Annotated in this window: 13 protein-coding genes; 3 read left to right on the top strand and 10 right to left on the bottom strand. The window is 59.4% G+C overall.

The genetic code is table 11. The features are described 5' to 3' along the window. Positions 1–43: 43 nt before the first annotated feature. From JAO29_RS00390 to JAO29_RS00380, 3 genes are all read right to left on the bottom strand, one after another. Positions 44–841 carry a hypothetical protein gene (locus JAO29_RS00390; protein WP_334266188.1) on the bottom strand — a complete coding sequence of 266 codons (798 nt, stop codon included), beginning with the start codon at positions 839–841 and terminating at the stop codon, positions 44–46. 116 nt (positions 842–957) lie between these two features. Further along, positions 958–1,692 carry an SPOR domain-containing protein gene (locus JAO29_RS00385; RefSeq protein WP_334266187.1) on the bottom strand — a complete coding sequence of 245 codons (735 nt, stop codon included), beginning with the start codon at positions 1,690–1,692 and terminating at the stop codon, positions 958–960. Further along, positions 1,693–2,550 (bottom strand): slipin family protein, encoded by an 858-nt coding sequence (locus tag JAO29_RS00380; RefSeq protein WP_334266186.1) that lies wholly within the window; start codon positions 2,548–2,550, stop codon positions 1,693–1,695. Positions 2,551–2,835: 285 nt separating this feature from the next. Between JAO29_RS00380 and JAO29_RS00375 the strand changes: the two genes are divergently transcribed. Beyond that, positions 2,836–4,509 (top strand): uroporphyrinogen-III synthase, encoded by a 1,674-nt coding sequence (locus JAO29_RS00375; RefSeq protein WP_334266185.1) that lies wholly within the window; start codon positions 2,836–2,838, stop codon positions 4,507–4,509. A 2-nt stretch (positions 4,510–4,511) separates the two neighbouring features. Here the strand turns inward: JAO29_RS00375 and JAO29_RS00370 are convergent, their stop codons facing one another. From JAO29_RS00370 to JAO29_RS00345, 6 genes are all read right to left on the bottom strand, one after another. Then, positions 4,512–5,033, bottom strand: a complete 522-nt coding sequence (locus JAO29_RS00370; protein ID WP_334266184.1) for a hypothetical protein — start codon at positions 5,031–5,033, stop codon at positions 4,512–4,514. A gap of 16 nt (positions 5,034–5,049) precedes the next feature. Beyond that, positions 5,050–5,676 (bottom strand): response regulator transcription factor, encoded by a 627-nt coding sequence (locus JAO29_RS00365; protein WP_334266183.1) that lies wholly within the window; start codon positions 5,674–5,676, stop codon positions 5,050–5,052. A gap of 6 nt (positions 5,677–5,682) precedes the next feature. Beyond that, entirely contained in the window at positions 5,683–8,604 is a 2,922-nt protein-coding gene (locus JAO29_RS00360) for a sensor histidine kinase (RefSeq protein ID WP_334266182.1), read from the bottom strand. A gap of 59 nt (positions 8,605–8,663) precedes the next feature. Further along, a complete protein-coding gene (locus tag JAO29_RS00355; RefSeq protein ID WP_334266181.1) occupies positions 8,664–9,020 on the bottom strand; it encodes a c-type cytochrome in 357 nt (118 codons plus the stop codon). Beyond that, positions 9,017–11,257 carry a tetratricopeptide repeat protein gene (locus tag JAO29_RS00350; RefSeq protein WP_334266180.1) on the bottom strand — a complete coding sequence of 747 codons (2,241 nt, stop codon included), beginning with the start codon at positions 11,255–11,257 and terminating at the stop codon, positions 9,017–9,019. The genes JAO29_RS00355 and JAO29_RS00350 overlap by 4 nt, the downstream gene beginning before the upstream one ends. A 63-nt stretch (positions 11,258–11,320) precedes the next feature. Next, a complete protein-coding gene (locus JAO29_RS00345; protein WP_334266179.1) occupies positions 11,321–13,159 on the bottom strand; it encodes a CRTAC1 family protein in 1,839 nt (612 codons plus the stop codon). Positions 13,160–13,331: 172 nt separating this feature from the next. On the opposite strand from JAO29_RS00345, the gene JAO29_RS00340 reads away from it, so the two are divergent. Then, positions 13,332–14,831 carry a CehA/McbA family metallohydrolase gene (locus JAO29_RS00340; protein WP_334266178.1) on the top strand — a complete coding sequence of 500 codons (1,500 nt, stop codon included), beginning with the start codon at positions 13,332–13,334 and terminating at the stop codon, positions 14,829–14,831. A 45-nt stretch (positions 14,832–14,876) separates the two neighbouring features. On the opposite strand, the gene JAO29_RS00335 is transcribed toward JAO29_RS00340, so the two are convergent. Continuing rightward, positions 14,877–16,046, bottom strand: coding sequence for a hypothetical protein (locus JAO29_RS00335; protein ID WP_334266177.1), 1,170 nt, complete (start codon positions 16,044–16,046; stop codon positions 14,877–14,879). Between JAO29_RS00335 and JAO29_RS00330 the strand changes: the two genes are divergently transcribed. Then, positions 15,933–16,472 carry a mannonate dehydratase gene (locus JAO29_RS00330; protein ID WP_334266176.1) on the top strand — a complete coding sequence of 180 codons (540 nt, stop codon included), beginning with the start codon at positions 15,933–15,935 and terminating at the stop codon, positions 16,470–16,472. The two genes, JAO29_RS00335 and JAO29_RS00330, sit on opposite strands and share 114 nt — an antisense overlap. Positions 16,473–16,504: the final 32 nt, after the last annotated feature.

Raw genomic sequence — 16,504 nt, 5'->3', positions numbered from 1 at the left:
CGAAGTTCGGTACGTGGTTTTGACAGTTGCGAAGTGGGGCGAGCTAGTTTGGGCCGCTGCTTTCCGGTCTGCGGTGATCGATGATCTTATAACCTTCGGGGATTTCAAAGAACTTCGGATCGGGTTCGGAGGTCGTGAGGCTGGTTACGGTGAAGACCTGCTGACCGCTGGTGGGACTGCTGACCTTGGAGACGAGATTGATTCCGAGGCGAGGGGAGTACCAGGACTCGCGCGTACTGACGAGAGGCTGTTCGTTTCCCATGACCCCGGGGTTGAGAGTGAGGATATCGCGGGAGCCGGTGACGTCTTCGCCGCTGGTGCTGCTCGTTCCCAGATCCTCGTGTTGGCGATAGGCCTTGCCGTCCAGAGTAGGGCCGGTGACACCGAGCGAGGGCTTGTAGACCGCATCGGTGCGCATGTTGAAGTTGAGCAGCTCGCAGATTTTGGGTCGAACGGCGCAGTTGTACCAGGTGTGCTGGACGGGATCCATGATCTGGATGATCTCGATCTCGGACTTCTGGGTGCCTCCTTTGGGAACGAGAAACCAGCGCTCCTGGTAGATGCGTCCTCTTCCGTCGCGCATGATGGGCCGCTGATTGGTGAGAGTGAGGGTTCCGCTGCCGGCAAGAGAGCGGGACCATTCGGTGACGAGGGTGAGGGTGAAGGGAGCGCCTACGATGGGCGGGACGGTGATGCTCTCCATCCTTCCGCTGGTTCCGCCGTCACGGAGTACAAAGACGTGGTTGTTCGGCGGAGGATTCTGGGCGGCGAGGAGGGGCGGGGCGAGGAGGGGTGGCGCGAGCAGAGTGGAGAGCAGGAGCATCGCAGACGCAGAGCGCATGGTGTGGGTCTCCGGGACGGAGACAGTATAGGCCCCGGTTCTGGACTGGTTCGGTAAAGATTTCGCTGTCGTTGTGCCGCGACGGATCGCCCAATCTACGCGACGGATCGCCCGATCTATTTGACGATGGCGTTGTATCCGTCGGCGCTGAGGCGCTGCTTCATGACGTCGGCCTCTTTGCGAGAGGGGAAGGGCCCGAGCTGAACGTGCAGGAGCTTGTCCTGGGGTTCGTGGCGGACGGCGACGGTGTAGCCCTTGCGCTTGAGGGCGCTGACGAGGATATCGGCATCTTCCTGATGGGAGATGGCGGCGATCTGAACGATGGCTGATGGTCCGGCAGCGACCGGGCGCACCCCGGGAGCCGGGATCGCCGCTGGGGGTCTGACCACGACAGCAGGCTTGAGCTGCGGAAGGGCAGCATGCGTCACCGAGGTCCGTTGAAGCTGGGGTTGGGGCGACGGGGACTCGGAATCACCGACCGATGAAGTGCTGCCGGCTTTGGAATCAACTTTCGAATCGTCGGAGGAGTCTACCGCGGCGGCGTCGGCAGGGGTGAGATCGCCCTGACGGTTGGCCAGGCCCGGGGCGGGCTTGCTGTTGCCGGAGGTGTGCAGGGGAGCGGCTTCGCCGTCTGCTGCGGCGGCAGTGGCGTTTGCGGCGCGGTGGCCCATGCTGTAGCCAAAACCGAAGAAGATGGCGCAGATGATGGCGAGCAGGAAGAAGATGCCGAGCAGCGTGGAGGGGCTGAGAGAGATCTCGCGGTCGGTGGAGTCGGTGTCGAGGTCGTCGTCTTCGAGATAGCGGGAGTTCACGGTCGGATCCTTGGTGGGCAGGAGCCGTCGTGAGGGCACCTACTCTATGGGTTCGGTTGGCGAAGGTCTCGCGGGCGATGGGACAGGAGCCTGCGGAACGCCGGTCCCGCCCTGATGCCCGAAGGAATTCTTCGCAGCGTCCGCGGTCTGGACTGTTTTATTCAACAGGTTCATCAGCTCCATTGGAAGCGGAAAAACGATGGTCGTATTCTTCTCGACACCTATCTCGGTAAGCGTTTGAAGATAACGGAGTTGCAGGGTCATGGGCTGGGTGGCCATGAGGGCGGCGGCGTCGACGAGCTTTTGTGCGGCGTTGAATTCGCCTTCGGCGTGGATGATCTTGGCGCGGCGCTCGCGCTCGGCTTCGGCCTGTTTGGCCATGGCGCGGAGCATGGTTTCAGGCATGTCGACCTGTTTGACCTCGACCGAGACGACCTTGACTCCGAAGGGTGCTGTGTGGCCGTCGATGATGGTCTGGATGCGCTGGTTGAGCCGATCGCGGTGTGCGAGGAGCTCGTCGAGGTCGACCTCGCCGAGGACAGAGCGGAGGGTGGTCTGGGAGAACTGGCTGGTCTGGTAGATATAGTTGGCGACTTCGATGACGGCCTTGGTGGGGTCGATGACGCGAAGGGTGATGACGGCGTTGACCTTGAGGGTGACGTTGTCGCGGGTGATGATGTCCTGCGGGGGGACCTCCATGGCTTCCTGGCGGAGGGAGACGCGGACGATCTGATCGAGGGGGCGGAAGACGAGGATGACTCCGGGGCCCTTGGCGTGTTCGCGGACGCGGCCGAGGCGGAAGACGACGGCGCGCTCGTATTCCTTGAGGATCTTGATGGAGCTGATGAGGTATAGGACGATGATGAGAATCAGGAGAAGGATGGGAGTATCGACCACGGAGACCTCACTTCAGTTATCGCATGTGATTGTACGCGTTGAAGGGGGGCGGGAACGGATCGAGACGGCGGCAGGGCGAGCAGAAGCCTGCTGCCGGAGGTAGAGGAGCTGCAGCGTTTGGGTTGATCAGCTGATGAAATTTTTTTATCGAGGCGGGAGAAGTGCCAGATAAGTCTGGTCGATTTGGAAGCTCTCTGTAAAATGATGATCAACAGACCCATGCTCAAATTGAAATTTAACTTGTAGTAAATGCAAACTGGCGCATTCGGCCCGTTGGGAGTTGTGATGGCACCTGCAAGCTTTGATGGATTGAGGATCCTCTCGCTGGAGTCGAGGCGCGCGAATGAGATGGCGAAGCTGATCCGGACCTTCGGAGGCGAGCCTTTCGTTGTGCCTGCGATGCGCGAGGTTTCACTGGAGTCGAACCGGCTGGCGCTGGACTTTGTAGAGAAGCTGATCGCCGGCGAGTTCGACCTGGTTGTTTTCCTTACGGGAGTCGGCGTGCGCACGCTGATGAAGATTGTTGAGGATGACGAGAAACGCGAGAAGTTTGTCGCCGCGTTGAAACAGACGCGGGTCGCGGCACGTGGACCGAAGCCGGTGGCGGCGCTGAAGGAGCTGGGAGTTCCGATTGCCGTGGTGGCTCCGGAGCCGAATACATGGCGGGAGCTGGTAGATGCTCTCGATAAAGAGTTTGGCGCAGGACTTTCCGGGCTTCGTGTAGCGGTGCAGGAGTACGGCACCTCCAACCCTGATCTGCTGGAGGTTCTGAATGAGAAGGCGGCGTCGGTCACCAAGGTTCCGGTCTATCAGTGGGCGTTGCCAGAAGATCTTCAGCCCTTGCGGGAGGCCGTCCTGAGTGTTTCCAGCGGCGGCATCGACGTGGTGTTGTTTACGACGGGGATCCAGGTGGTTCATCTGTTCGAGATAGCGGAGCAGATGGATTCGGTGGACGCTCTGCGGGCGGGGCTGCGGTCGGTGGTGGTTGCTTCGATCGGACCGACGACGACGGAGGCGCTGAGCGAGTTTGGAGTTCGACCGGACTTTGAGCCGTCGCACCCGAAGATGGGATTTCTCGTGAACGAGGCAGCGCAGCTCTCGGGCAAGCTGGTGGAAGAGAAGAAGAATAAGAACGCTCGCAGCATGAGCGCGCGGCAGGCAGGATTGCGGGTGGCGGTTTCGCGATCTGCGGGGTCTCTGGAAGCTGAGAAGGAGGCTGGCGTGGAAGAGAAAGCTACTCCCATTGCACCAATCGATTTTCTTCACGAGATTACGAGCCGGATTGCGTCGGCAGACTCGTTCCACAAGGTTCTGGGCAGGATCGTCGATTTTGTGACGACGGTCATTCCGTGCGACTCATGCTTCATCTATGTGCTTGAGGGAGACAAGCTGACGCTACGCGCCTCGAAGAATCCTCATGCGGATGTGGTCGATCACTTGGGGATCAAGCTGGGCCAGGGTATTACGGGATGGGTGGCGGAACATCGCGAGCCGGTGGTACTGGCCTCGAATGCGTCTGAGGATTCGCGGTTCAAGCTGTTCAAGAATCTTCCAGAGGATCGCTTTGAGGCGATGCTTTCGATGCCGATCCTGTGCGCGAGCAAGGCGGTCGGCGTTATCAATCTGCAGCACCGGCACTCGTACCAGCACACGACGAATGAGGTTCGCCTGCTGTCGACGATCGGTTACCTGGTGGGAGCCGAGGTAGAGCGAGCGCGACTGGAGAATGAGAATGCGCAGCTGACGGGGCGACTGGAGGCTCGCAAGGCAGTCGAGAGAGCGAAGGGGATTCTGCAGCGCGATATGAAGGTGGGAGAGGAAGAGGCCTACCGGATGATGCAGCGCGAGAGCCGCCAGCGGAGGAAGTCGATGCTGGAGATCGCGGAGGCGATCCTGCTGGGTGAAGAGATTCGCAAAGGACAGATGGCCGCGGAGCAGAAGCCGGCGAACGGGAACTGAGGTCATTCTCCGAGGCGGTAGGGTAGGGCGAAACGACCAATCTGGAGATAGGTGTGTTCGCTGGGCGCCCATATGCGGAAGCTTTCAACCCTGTTTCCCTCGGTGAGATGCCGGGCCATGGCGGAACCACGCTTCGCGCCTGAGGATGCGTCATAGAAGGTTACGGAGAGCGCGTCGTCCTGGCGCGTCCAACCGATGACGTAGGAGCCCGCCGGCAGGGAGACATCCTCGAATCTGATAGGGGACTGAACGACCAGGTAGTGGGAGTATTTTCCATCGGCCGAGTAACCGGCGGTGATGAGAACCACGCCTGCGATGATCTTGTGCTGGGCGTTGATGATTCCCGAGGCGGTGCGCATCTCGGTCTCGATGCGCTCGTGCTCGACGGGGGCTCTTGCGGGCAGAGCGGCGGCTAGCTCTGCCGGTGTGGCGGTCCGCCACGCGGTTTTGGATTGTCCGGCCAGCATGGAGGGGAAGGCCATCGTGAGTGCGAGCAGGAGAGCGAAAGAGGTTTGAAGGCGCATATCGGGTGCCCAGGGTCTACTTGAGGTGAATGATGCCGCGCTGGATGGCGAGGGTGGCGGCGTGCGTTCGATCACCGACGCCGAGCTTGCCGAGCAGGCTGTTGATGTGAGTTTTCACGGTGGCTTCGGAGATCTGGAGATCGGAGGCTATCTCCTTGTTGGAGCGCCCTGCAGCGATGCGCTCGAGGACGTCATGTTCGCGTGCGGTGAGGGTCTGTCCGCCCATGCGTTCCGCGAGCTTCTCGGCGATTCCTGGAGAGATACGCGTCTTTCCGGCGTGGACGATCCTGATGGTGGATGTGAGCTCTTCGACGGTCATGCCCTTCAAGAGATAAGCACGGGCGCCTGCTTCGAGCGCGCGGTAGATATCCTCATCGCCATCGAAGGTCGTCAACACGATGAATCGAGCGGAGGGGTCGTCCTGACGGACGCGCCGGATGGCTTCGACTCCCGAGAGCCCCGGAAGCTGGAGGTCCATGAGGGTGACATCGGGTTGCAGCTCGCGGTAGAGGCGGATGGCCTCTGCGCCATCGGCGGCCTGCCCGATGACCTGTATCTCAGGCATGATGTTGAGCAGGGCGACCAGACCCTGGCGCACGACGTGATGGTCGTCGACGACGAGAATGCGAATCCGGTCGGCCATGGCGCATCAACCTTTCTGTGTTGCCAGAGGTACAGTGAGGGTGATCCGGGTTCCATTCCCGGGGGAACTGATGACGGAGAGTTTGCCACCGATGTTATGGGCGCGTTCGCGCATCCCCTGAAGACCGAAGTGTCCGTTTGTAGAGGATCTTTGCGTGCCGTTGGAGGAGAAGCCGTGTCCGTTGTCGACGACCGTGAGTTGAAGCTCGCCGGGCTCGTAGTTGAGGCTTATCGCAGCAGATGTGGCCTCGGCATGACGAACGACATTGGCGAGAGCCTCCTGGGCGATGCGAAGCACCTCGTTTTCGAGGGAGGCGTCGAGTGCACGATAGGTTCCGCCGATCTGGACCTGCACCGGTAATGAGTGCGAGCTGGTCTTCTCTGCGAGGTGAGAGATCCGTGTGGGCAGAGTGTTCTGGGAGCTTGCGGCACGGAGATCCCAGATGCTGCGCCGGGCCTCATCGATGCCTTCGCGAACATAGGCGCGGGTCTGGTCAATCTGCTGACGAGCGGCGTCGACCTGTTCGTGCGCGAGGAGCTGGTTGGCGAGCTCAAGCTGAACGGAGACTCCAACGAAGCTCTGGGCGAGGGTGTCGTGGATCTCGCGTGCGACGCGCGTGCGCTCTGCGAGCACAACGTTGAACTGCGATCGGAGGCGGCGCAGGCGCAGGCGATAGAGGACGAAGACGATGAGACCCGTAAGAAAAGTTGCAAGGAAGATAAACCAGAAGGTGCGATAGAAGGGAGGCCGAATGGTAAAGGCTACTGCTGTTCCACGCTCGTTCCAGACGCCGTCGTTGTTGGCTGCCTGGACGACGAAACGATATTTGCCCGGCGGAAGATTAGTGTAGTACGCGGTGCGCCGCGGTCCGGGTTCTATCCAGTGAGTATCGAAGCCATCAAGCCGATAGCGATATTGAACGCGAGACGGAGCGACGAAGCTGAGTGCGGCGTATTGGAAGGCGAAGCGGTTGTGACCGGGCCCGATGGTGATGCCGCTCGGTTGCTCAACGTCATCGACGGTGAAGCGCTCGATGGCGACGGGAGGCGGCACGCGATTGAGGAAGAGGTTGCCGGGATCGACGATGGCGACCCCCTTGCGGGTGGCGAACCAGAGCGAGCCTTCGGCGGTCTTCCAGACGGAGGGGTGACCGATGGCCGAGATCTCTTCGGTGGGCATGCCGTCGGAGGTGCCGTAGCGGTTGATGTGCAGCGTGCAGGAAGCCGCGGAGGCGCAGGCGATCATCTCGTAGACGCGGGTACGAAGAATGCCGTGGGCAGAGCCCAGCCAGAGAGAGCCACGATTGTCGCCGACGATGGAGTCGATGGTTTCGGGGAAGTCGGTACGGCGCACGGCGATGAAGCGACCCTCGACGGTGCGGACGGAGAGGCCATTGCCCCGTGTGCCGATCCAGAGATTTCCCTGGGTATCGGAGAACAGGGCCGTAATGGTGTTGCCTGACAGACCGTCCTTAGTGGTGTAGGTGTGGATGGATCCATCCTGATGAAGGACGGAGAGCCCGTTGAGCGTGGCGATCCAGAGATCGGTAGAGCCCATGGGCCGGACGAGCGCGCCGATCAGATCGCTGCCGAGGCCGTTGGCCTGCGTGACGGTGCTGATTTTTCCGCCATTGAGATGAGCGAGTCCTCTGCGGGTGCCTATCCAGAGGCTGCCATCCGTGTCGAGAAGAAGAGAACGTACGAAATCGTCCGGCAGTCCATCGGCAGAGGTCATGGACGTGATGCGCCCGGCGATGATGTGATTGAGGCCATCCGCGGTTCCAACCCAGAGATCTTCCTGGGGTCCGGGAGCGAGAGAGAGGATAACGTCGCTGATAAGACCTTCGCGCGTGGAGAAGGTATGTTTGGTTCCGGAGAGCCAGCGATTGAGCCCATCGCCGTTGGAGCCGACCCAGACGGAGCCATCGGTGGTCTGCGTGATCGCGGTGACCATGTTCTCGCCGCTGCCAGGCAGGGTATGGAAGTTGCGGTGACGAAGGACGTGCAGCCCGCTGCTCTCAGTCCCGACCCAAAGGTCACCTTCCGCATCTTCGCGCAGTGAGAGGATGTTGTCAGTGTTGAGGTCTGGTTCCATCCGCGGAGTGGAGAGGAGATCGTCCATCCGATAGAGGCCATGATTGGTGCCGATCCACATCCCTCCCTGGAAACTTGGAAGAAAGGATTGGATATGCGCGCCATTGAGCGCGGATGGGCCGATCGTCCTGGGGTTTCCGTTGGCGGTGAAGGTGAGCTCGGTTGCGGTACGCTCCCAGACGGAGTGATCTGGGAGATAACCGAAGGCGCGAATGGGCTGGTTTGCGGGCATCAACTGCTGGTACGCCGGGCTGAGAGCGTTGCCGCGATATTGCAAGAGACCTGCGGGCGTTGCGATGAGGAGGCTGTCGCCCGAAGCGGAGATAGCTGTCGGCGCAGAAGGGGTCTTTATAGCAGAGAAGCGATTGCCGTCGAAGCTCGCTAAACCCGCGCCGGTCAAGGCGTAGATGGAGTCGTTTACGGATGCCATGGAGAGCACGTCTGGAGAGGGAAGGCCCTCGGCGGTGCTGTAGCGCTGAAACGAGTGGCCGCTGTAGCGGAGGATGCCGTCGGCTGTCCCTATCCACACCGTGCTGTCTTCGGAGCCCTGCGCGAAGCAGCAGATGTCATTGCTGGTGATGGCCGGAGTGTTCTCGTGCTGGAAGGTTTTGAATTCGACGGCATTGGAGCGAACGATTCCACCCTCGGTGCCGATCCAGAGATAGCCGTCGCGGGACTGAAAGATTGCGTGCACGCTGTTCTGTGGAAGCCCATTCTCCGTCGTCCAGGCCTGATGGCTGAGGTTGGAAGAGGATTGTGCCGCGGCGAAGGTGGAGACGAGAACCAGCAGCAAGATCGGAAGGAGAAAGCGTGCGCGATGGAAGGAAGACCTCATGTTCTGGCTGTAGGGAATGGTAGTGGTTTTATCTTCCCCGGTCTTCTGAAATCTCGCTGCTACTGTTTCTCATTTATCTTCTCATCACCATCTTTTAGCGAACTAACATACGCGACCAGATCGTTCACCTCTGAGCCCTGGAGGATCTGACCGAAGGCGGGCATCTGCTTGCCGCCCTTGAGAATCTGGTTACGGATTTGATCCCGGGTGAGCCGGTGACCCGCGTCGGAGAGGTCAGGTCCCTTGGTGCCGCCGTGATGATGGACGGAGTGGCACTGGGGACATCCATTGTCGAGGAAGGCATGAGCTCCGCGAGTGGCGGGATCGCTGCTCGCCTGCGCCGGAGGTGTCTCCTGCTGGCACACAGCGAACGCTGTTGAGAGAGAGAGACCGAACGCGAAGACGTGGAGCTTCATTGAGCGGGGGTTCCATCCCGTTTGGCGGTGGAGGGCTGCACCGGCAGGTCGGAGTGTGTATGCCAGGGCACCGTTTCGTTGGCCACCTCGGTGTGCTTGCGCAGGTATTCAAGCGCATAGGTACTGGCTGTAGGATCGTCCTTCTGATCTGCGAACATGGCTGCCTCGTGGGCGGCTCTATCGTTCATGCCGAGGCGGCGGTAGACGATGGAGAGAATGTAGTGGGCCGCGAGATCGTCGGGATCGATACCCTGAACGTTCTCGTATTCCGCGCGGGCTTCGTCGTACTTGTGTTGCTGGTAGTAGGAGAAGCCAAGCTCGCGGTGCGCATCGCGAGAGCGTGGGAACTGCACGGCGACTTCGCGGAGGTTCGCTATCGCGGCATCGAGATTGCCCTGGTTTCGCTCCACGAGGGCAAGATAGTAGAGTGCACGGGCGCTGTGGGGATTGAGAGCGAGAGCTTTATTGAGGCTGGTGCGCGAATCGTCGTAGCGCTGCCACTGAAAGTTGGCTATGGCGACGTTGGTGAAGGCATCCGGATAGTCGGGCCGCAGCGCAGCTACCTGCTCGAAGGCACGTACGCTCTCGGCGTACTGCTGTGCATCGAGCATGGCGATTCCGTAGTTGTTCCAGCGCATCCACAGGGGATTGTCGGCAGGATCGGGGGCTGCTGCAGGATTGTCTCCTAGCTGGAAGGTGCGGGTGCGGGAGGCCATCACGACTACCGGTTGAACGTAGTGCTGCTTCTGCATGGCGAAGTCGATGAAGTGCTGATCGAAGCGCCGGTAGTTTACGCGTGTGGTGATGGAGATGGGTCCTCTGGATCCAGCGGGGATGCGGAACTGGTAGCGAACGATCTGGGAACGGCCCGAGGGAATGGTGTTGTTATAGGCGGCGACGCGAGTGTCCCAGACCTGATGGAGATCGTTGAGTCCGCCCCTGATGTTGACCAGCCGGTTGGTGAAGTTGTGCGCACGAGGATCGATCTCGCCATTGGCCTGGAGGGCACCGGAGTGCGAGAGGACGTGCCCAGAGGCGTCTTTGGCTTCGAACTCTACCCAGCTTTCATACATGTCTCTCTGCTCGGGGACGTGGCTGTGTGCGATTCCCTTGTTCTGAATGATGGTGGAGATGGTGACCGTATCTCCGGCTTTGAGGGTGACAGGAGTGGTGCCCAGCGGGGCTGTCATGCTGCCGCCATTCTTCTCGATACCGAAGATGTCGATGTTGAAGACGTTGTCGCGCAGGAAGGCGACAGTCTTTTCGAACTGCACGTCGTAGTTGTAGAACTTCGCCATGATGGTGTTGGCACCGATCCAGCGGTGACTTGCAAGTTTGCCGTCCTTCGCGCCGGGATCGGGAAGGGAGAGTTCTTCCCGGCGCATGTGGCAGGTCTGGCAGTTTGAAACTGTGTCCTTGGTGTAGAAGGGCAGCGGTGATTGTTTGGAGAAGCTGGACTGTTGCCACTCGTCATAGAGGAAGATGGCGCGCTGCCACTTGTAGTCGTTGAGTTGCTTCGGCAGAGCGGCTTTATGGCAGGCTGAGCAGTATTCGCTGGTGCGGTAGAAGTCCTTCATGACGGCTTGGGAGTGCCGGTCTAGGTGCGTGAGGATGGCTTTGTCGGAGACCTCGCCGTAGATGGGCTCGCCATTCTCATCAACCAGCACGGCAGGCTGTCCGAGCACGTAGCTTCCTGTGCCACGGGTATCGGTCTTCTGAATGGAATGGCACACCGAGCAGGTGACGCCGTCCTCGTCGAATTTGCGATCGACGGTGGAGCCCTTGGTCAGCGCGCCCGAGACCAAAGCGGTGGGATTGTGGCAACCCTCGCAGTGGCGGGTGAACTCAACGCCTTTCTCTTGTGTCAGCAGATTGACGTTGCGTGTGTACCAGGGGGTACGGAAGGAGTTTGCGTGAGCAGACTGCCGCCACTCGTCGTGCGCCTGCTGATGGCAATGGCCGCAGTACTTTGCAGTGGGGAAAGATTTGGGATCGATGAACTCCCCGTTGCCGGTTGCGGCGAACGAAGGAAGGAAGGGCTGACCGGCGCCGAACCGATAGCTGTAGTGCTCGGCGGTGGACTGGGAGTAGGCGTGACGCTGCGTCGTCTGCGGAGATTCATTCGTGGCGTACGCGGTCGAGGTGTGAAGAGCGGCGATGAAACACGCGGCGCTGGTGCCCAAAAGGGTGGCAACAAGCAGGCGGCCGATTCGCCGGGGCAGGAAGCTGGATTTCATCGCGCGCTGATTTTATTGAACTGCAGGCCGAGTTGGCCATCCATCAAAAGGTTGAGGTGATGTTCAGGGACGGGAGCCCTGACCCTCGGTCAAGGTGAGGATCTGATCGGGCTTGGGAGCCGTGAACTTTTCTACCGTGCCGCTGGGCCAGTGCACCTCGATGGAATCGATGGTGGTTGAGTCGCCCAGGCCGAAGTGGATGCGGGGATCGTGGGTCGAGGCGTAGCTTGCACCGGAGATGACGTCGCCGCGCTGCTTTTTGCCGGCAGAGGTGAGATAGACGGTAGCTCCGATGGCGTCGCGGGGGCTTTTTGGACCGCCAATCAGCTTGAGCTCAATCCAGTGGTGCTTGTCGGCAGAGACGTTGCGAAGAAGCAGCGGGTGGGAATCGATGACATTGATGACCACGTCGAGTTTGCCGTCGTTGAAGAGGTCGCCAGCGGCGAGGCCGTGTCCGGCGACAACGCGGGCGAGCCCTGAGCCTTGGACCGCGGGGACGGGATCGAATTTCTTCCCTTCGAGATTATGGAAGAGCGTGGGGCGTTCCGCGTAGCTTGTGCCCCAGGGCATCTGATCCACGATGGGATAGACGTGACCGTTCGCGCTGATCAGATCTTTCCAGCCATCGTTGTCATAGTCGATCGCCGCATTGCCCCAGCCGAGGAAGGGAACCGTCGGCTCTGCGAGACCGAGTTGGTAGCTGACATCGGTGAAGTTGGCGTTTCCATCGTTGCGATAAAAGGGGTTGTAGTCGTCGGAGAAGGTGGTGTTGTAGAGATCGAGAAGACCGGTGTTGCGGAAGTCGCCTATAGCGATACCCATCGAAGCGGTTTCGCGGCCGCCTTCGTTGAGAGCGTAGCCGGATGCGTAGCTTATGTCTTCGAAGGTGCCATCGCCTTTGTTGAGATAGAGGTAGTTTGGGGTTGAGTCGTTCGCGATGACAAGGTCCACCTTGCCGTCGTTGTTGAGATCGACGAAGGCAGAGGTGAGTCCGTAGTAGCCAGCCGTGTCGGCGACCCCTGCTTTCTCGCTGACATCGGTGAAGGTTCCGTCGCCGTTGTTGTGAAAGAGGTGGTCGGGCTCGCCCTTCAGTCCGCGCGGACCACACATGACGTCCTGGCCGCGGAACTGGCAGAAGGCATTGGGACTCTCTTTTTTGTCCGGAGCAGGCGCGGAAGCAATGTCGTAATGAACATAACCTGCCACGAAGAGATCGAGTCTGCCGTCGCCGTCGTAGTCGCCCCAGGTTGCCCCTGTCGACCAGTTGCCGAGGGTGACGTTGGCCTTCTCTGCGACATCGGTGAAGGTTCCGTCATGATTGTTGTGATAGAGCCGATTTTTGCCGAAGTTGGAGACGTAGATGTCTGGCCAGCCGTCGTTATCGTAGTCGGCGACCGCGGCCCCAAAGCCCCATCGCTGGTTGGTGACGCCGGCTTTGTCGGCGACGTTGGTGAAGGTTCCATCGTGATTGTTGTGAAACAGCGCCGCCTTTGGCGCAGGAGCTTTGCCGGAGAGCGCGTCGAAGGTGGAGCCGTTGACGAGGTAGATGTCGAGCCAGCCATCGTTGTCGTAGTCGATCAGAGCGACGCCGGAGCCATTGGCCTCAAGGATAAAGTGCTTCTGCGGTGTTCCCATGGTGTGGGTCCATGTTGCGAGACCCGATTTCTGCGTGGCGTCTTCGAAGACCATAGGGCCGCTTTTGACAAAGCCTCCAGCGGTGATGGGGCGATGCTCGGCATCGTAGACTGCCTCGTGCGTTCCACCGGTGTTGACTCCGCCAGATGCTGGAGCCTGACCTCCTTCCTGCGGCCGGTCGTGTTGCGGGCCAGACTGCAAAGCGCACAGAGCGGGAAGGGTGGCGAACAGGCTGCAAAGTGCGGCGGCGAGCAAAAACCGTTTCATGCGGAGTCCTTATGTAGGACGGGAGCTTGGCTACTCCAGGCCGTCAACATGTTTACCACGGGAGATGCCGCAAGAGTAAACCGGGCCGGGTAATGCCAAGGAAAGCACGCGGTGTTAGGTTGGTTGTATTTGGCGCTGTGAAAGGAAGTTGAGAGATCTGATGGATGATGGAATGGGCAGATGGTTTTCGCGCAGCGTGATGGTTTCTTTGGCATTGTTTGGGATGCTGTGGACGTCGGGAGTGAGCGCACAGGAACGCAAGCCTGATCTCGTGCTGCGAGGAACGATTACCCAGGCCAGCCGTGAGAGCTATGTGGAGGTTCCATTTACGGTCCCAGCTGGTGTCGTGCGCGTGAGCGTGGATTTTCACTACACGGGTCACGATAAGAAGGCGACGCTCGATCTTGGGCTTCTGGACAGCGAGAGGTTCCGTGGATGGAGTGGAGGGAACAAGAGTGCGTTCACGGTCTCCGAAGCGGATGCCACTCCGTCATATCTTCCGGGGCCGATCAAGCCGGGGGTGTGGAACTTACTGCTCGGCGTGCCCAGCATGCCGGACGGCGTGACATCGAGCTATATAGCAAAGGTATATTTCGGGCGCGAGGGAGACAGGATTGGCGCTTCAACGTTTGGTGCAGAAGCTGTCCCTGAACCGGTTCGCGGCGGACCTGCCTGGTTCCGCGGCGACCTGCATATGCATGATGCACACAGCGATGGAAGCTGCACGAGCGAAGCGGGGAAGAAGGTTCCGTGCCCATTATTCAAAACGGTGGAAGCAGCGCGTGCTCGCGGACTGGATTTTATTGCGATCACCGATCACAACACCATCTCTCAGTTCGACGAGATGCGCGAACTGGCTCCTTACTTCGATCGCATGCTGCTCATTCCGGGGCGGGAGATTACGACCTTTGATGGACATGCAAATGTCTTTGGGACTACCGAATTTATCGATTTCCGACTGACGAGCAAGCATGTACCGACCTTCGAGGACCTGGCGAATGAGGTCGAGAAGAAGCATGCGCTCCTTTCCATCAATCATCCGGGATCGCCGACGGGCGCGGAGTGCATGGGGTGTGGATGGTCGGTGAAGGATACGGATTACAGCAGGGTGCACGTGATCGAGGCCGTGAATGGAGGATCGATGGATGGTCCCCAGTCAGGAATTCCGTTCTGGCAGAGACGTCTGAACGAAGGCTTCCGCATTACTGCGATCGGGGGGAGCGATAACCATAACGCTTCCTATGATCCTGAACACGAGTCGGCGATTGGACTGCCCACGACGGTCGTCTATGCAGAGAATCTTTCCGAGGAGGCTGTGCTGAAGGGGATTCGCGCGGGACATGTGTTTGTCGATCTGCAGGGGTCGCGAGATCGCGCAATCAGCTTTACGGCCGAAGACGGGGCGCAGAAGGTGATGATGGGTGACGCTATGAAAGCGGCTGCGGGAACGAAGGTTCATTTCGCGCTAACGGTCACGAATCTTGCAGGAGCCCATGCGGAAGAAGTGATGGATGGGGTAGCGAAGCCACTGGGCGATGGGATAAAAGGCAGCAGCGAGACGCGAGAGTTTGATGAGACCGTAGACGGCAAGAGGCACTGGGTGGCTGTGAATGTTCGAGGAGAGAATGGACGACTGCTGATCCTTGGGAACCCGGTGTATCTGAATCAGTAGAACGAAACGAAATCAGTAGAGCGAAGCGAGGGGAGGCTGTTCTGCTCAGAACCCTTTGCCGCGGAAGAGATATATGAGCTCAATGATGAGGATGACCACGACAGTGAACTCGAGGAAGAACGCCCGGCTCTGATTGAACTGGTCCACCATGAAGCGATAGAGATCTTCGGCGGTATCGATCTTCTGCTGGACGAGATCTTTGTAGTCGGGAACTCCCACCTTTGCGGCAGCGAGACGGTAGAGCCGCGCGGCGAACATGTCGCTGAGGAACTTGATGGCGTTGTCAGCGTGCTCGGTCAACTCCATTACCTCAAGAAGGACGGTATGAAGACGGTTTGCCGAGCCGGCGCGACGGAACCCGCTGAAGATCCCAGTGCGCTGCTCGAATGAGTCATAGACCGTATCCAGAACCTTGGTCAAGAGGTCGTCGTAATGGCGGAACTCGAGAAGCTGAGAGTTGGCATATTCGAGCAACTGGATGGCGGCTTCGGCTCCGGCGGGTGTGTCGTACAGAAAGGCCGCGTTCCAGCCGATTACTGCCAGATCGGTGGGGTAGTAGGAGATGGTGGATTGGAGGACCTCCTGACGCTCGTGGCTGGAGAGAGCCAGAGTGTCTCCGCGAACGACCTGAGCAATCTGTGAACCGTAACGGGCGATAAGATCGGGCGCATCGAGAGAGCCGGTAATGTGGTGGATGTGAACGATGAGGTAATCCTCAGAGAGCCAATCGGTGTAGGGCTTTACCAGCGCGGAGGCGGCAAGGTGAAGACGTCGACGAACGATGTCCGAGGCATGAGATGCGAAGTCAATCTCCCAGGCCCAGCGGCTTGCAAGCGCGATGAGAGTCTCCCACGAATCGGAGAATGTCAGGTGCAGGAGAACGCTGACGACACCGTAGTCGTAGTACTTGATCTCGCCTTCGAGCCGTTCTCCGCCCTCCAGAACGAGAGGCTCGGTCGGTTCAACGACTGGAGGTCGCTTGTAACGAACGTATCCGGGCGCGGGGTGCTTGAGGGCTGGCTGCTGAAGAGTGGGAGCGCTTAGAAGATCGCGGAGGCGGTCCAGGCGAATCTCTTCGCAGACGTCGAACTGGAGCAGGATGTGGATCGTCCCGGAGAGGACAATCTGGCCCGCGGCTTGGCTCTGGTCCGGCATCCTGAAAGGATAGTACCGCCAGATGAACCCCACGGGTATTTCGAGCTTGTTTGTTCCCATTTTGCTTCCCAATCAGCCAGGCACTCCCTGCCGATTGAAGCTGTTGTTTTGCAGTTACCCATCGCATTTGAATCTAGCCCGAATGTGGGGATCTGCTTGTGTTGTGGGTGCTGGAACGAAGGGGGCCGGCAACTGATGCAGAAGGATCCGGCGGAGATGATTCGCTACTTTGGCGCAGCGAAGATATGGAAGCTGCATTTCCGAAATGTAAGCGCTCCGTTACCGCATTTTGTAGAGACTTTTATGGATAACGGGTACTACGATATGTACCAAATTATGAAGGCCGCTCGCGAGGTCAATTTCGATGGGATCATCATTCTCGATCACACTCCGACGGTTGTAGGTGGGCATTTCACGGAACAGGCATATGGCTTCGCGTATATGAAGGCACTCAACAATCGAGCGGAAGCCGAAGCTAGATCATAGTGACGCGCAATTATCACGAATCTATTTCAAAG

This window comes from Edaphobacter sp. HDX4, assembly GCF_036877565.1.
GTDB lineage: Bacteria > Acidobacteriota > Terriglobia > Terriglobales > Acidobacteriaceae > Edaphobacter.
The sequence above is the reverse complement of the archived record's forward strand: the minus strand, read 5'-3'. Positions and strand labels throughout refer to the sequence as shown.